The sequence below is a fragment of the Bariatricus sp. SGI.161 genome (assembly GCF_050313695.1).
GTDB lineage: Bacteria > Bacillota > Clostridia > Lachnospirales > Lachnospiraceae > JAFBIX01.
Genome location: NZ_JBNPLX010000115.1, coordinates 1 through 223, shown reverse-complemented (window position 1 = coordinate 223; position 223 = coordinate 1). Strand labels below are relative to the sequence as shown.

General features: G+C 54.7%; 1 tRNA gene and 1 rRNA gene. Both read left to right on the top strand.

Features of this window, described 5'->3' with window-relative positions:
* Positions 1-9: 9 nt before the first annotated feature.
* Positions 10-127, top strand: a 5S ribosomal RNA gene (gene rrf, locus ACQRBH_RS17440).
* A gap of 19 nt (positions 128-146) precedes the next feature.
* Positions 147-220, top strand: a tRNA-Ile gene (locus ACQRBH_RS17435).
* Positions 221-223: the final 3 nt, after the last annotated feature.

The window sequence follows — 223 nt, the reverse complement described above, 5'->3', positions numbered from 1 at the left end:
GGGGATCTTTCTGGTGGCGATGCGCTTAGGGGACACACCCGTACCCATCCCGAACACGATGGTTAAGCCTTAAGCGGCCGATGGTACTTCACTGGAGACGGTGCGGGAGAGTAGGTGGCTGCCAGATTTAAAAAGTTAATACAGATGGGCTTATAGCTCAGCCGGTTAGAGCGCACGCCTGATAAGCGTGAGGTCGGTGGTTCGAGTCCACTTAAGCCCATAC